The 1,678-nt window shown below is 65.0% G+C and carries 1 protein-coding gene; it reads right to left on the bottom strand.

Going from position 1 to position 1,678, the window contains the following annotated elements; all coding sequences use genetic code 11:
* On the bottom strand, positions 1–1,678 hold a 1,678-nt coding region (locus AAGI46_17110; protein ID MEM1013927.1), incomplete at both ends, for a glutamate synthase central domain-containing protein.

Consider the following 1,678-nt stretch of genomic DNA (forward strand, 5'->3'; position numbering starts at 1 on the left):
CACTCGAAGATCTGCGCGCCCTTGTACGAGGCGAGCGTGGAGATGCCCATCTTGGACATGACTTTCTTGATCCCCGCGCCGACCGACTTGATGTAGGTCAGCACGATCTCTTCGTCGGACAGCTCGGGGTCGAGCACCGCGTCGTCGCGGAGCGAGTACATGGCCTGGTAGGCGAGGTACGGGTTAACCGCGTCGCAGCCGTAGCCCGCGAGCGTGCAGAAGTGGTGGACCTCGCGGGCTTCGCCGGACTCGAGCACGAGGCCGATCTTGGTACGCGACTCGTTGCGGACCAGGTGGTGGTGGACCGTGCCGACCGCGAGCAGCGACGGCAGTGCGATCCGGCCGGGCCCGGCCTTGCGGTCACTCAACACAACCAGCTGATACCCCGCCGTGATCGCGTCGGTCGCTTCGGCACAGATGCGGTCGAGCGCCGCTTTGAGCGCTGCGCCTTCCACGGCTTCGGCTTCGCCGTTCATCCCGGAGGTGTCGGGCTTGTCGTAGGTGATGTCGATGGTCTGGGTGCGCCAGCCGTGCGACGCGTCGGACCCGTCGAGCGCTTGCAACGACGCGAGCTCGGCGTCGGTCAGAACCGGCTGTTCGAGACGCAGCCGTTTACACTGGTCGGCGGTGGTATCCAGCACGTTGCCCTCGGGGCCGACGCTGGTCGCCAGCGACATGATGATCGTTTCCCGCAGCGGGTCGATCGGCGGGTTGGTCACCTGCGCGAACAGTTGCTTGAAGTAGTCGTACAGCAGCCGCGGCTTGTCGGACAGTACCGCGAGCGCCGCGTCGTTGCCCATGGAACCCAGCGCTTCTTTGGACTTGCTCCCGGCGTTGACCATCGGCAAGAGCAGCATGTGGAGGTGTTCTACGGTGTAGCCGAACGACTGGAGCAGCGCTAGCCGGTTGTCGGCGTCCATGTCGTTTTTGGTTTCGGGCGACTCGGGGCTGCCGGGCACCGCGGCGCCGGCCGCGTCGACCTGGGGCAGCTGGTCGAGGGTGATGCGGTTGCTCTCGAGCCAATCGCCGTAGGGCCGGGCGTTGGCCATCGAGTCTTTGACTTCGTCGTCGGCGACGATCCGCCCTTCTTCGAAGTTCACCAAGAACATCCGGCCCGGTTGCAGCCGGCCCTTCTTCACGACGTCGGCCGGAGGCACGTCCACGACGCCGACTTCGCTGGCCATGATGACGCGGTCGTCGCGGGTGACGTAGTAGCGCGACGGACGCAGGCCGTTGCGGTCGAGCGTGGCGCCGATGACTTTGCCGTCGGTGAAACCGATCGACGCCGGGCCGTCCCACGGCTCCATGAGGTTGGCGTGGTACTCGTAGAACGCGGTCTTGTTGACGGGCATCGACTCGTGGTTCTCCCACGCCTCGGGCACCATCATCATCACGACCTCGGGCAGCGTTCGGCCGGACATGTAAAGCATCTCTAACACGTTGTCCATGCTGCCGGAATCCGACGCGTCGGGGTTCACGATCGGGAACAGGTCGGCCAACTCGCGCTCGTCGAAGTGCTCGGACTTCATCAAGCCTTGACGGGCACGGATCCAGTTTTTGTTGCCCTGCACCGTGTTGATCTCGCCGTTGTGCGACATCATCCGGCAGGGCTGGGCGCGGTCCCAACTCGGGAACGTGTTGGTGCTAAAGCGCGAGTGCACCATCGCGAGGTGCGAGA

Source organism: Planctomycetota bacterium, assembly GCA_038746835.1.
Taxonomy (GTDB): domain Bacteria; phylum Planctomycetota; class Phycisphaerae; order Tepidisphaerales; family Tepidisphaeraceae; genus JBCDKH01.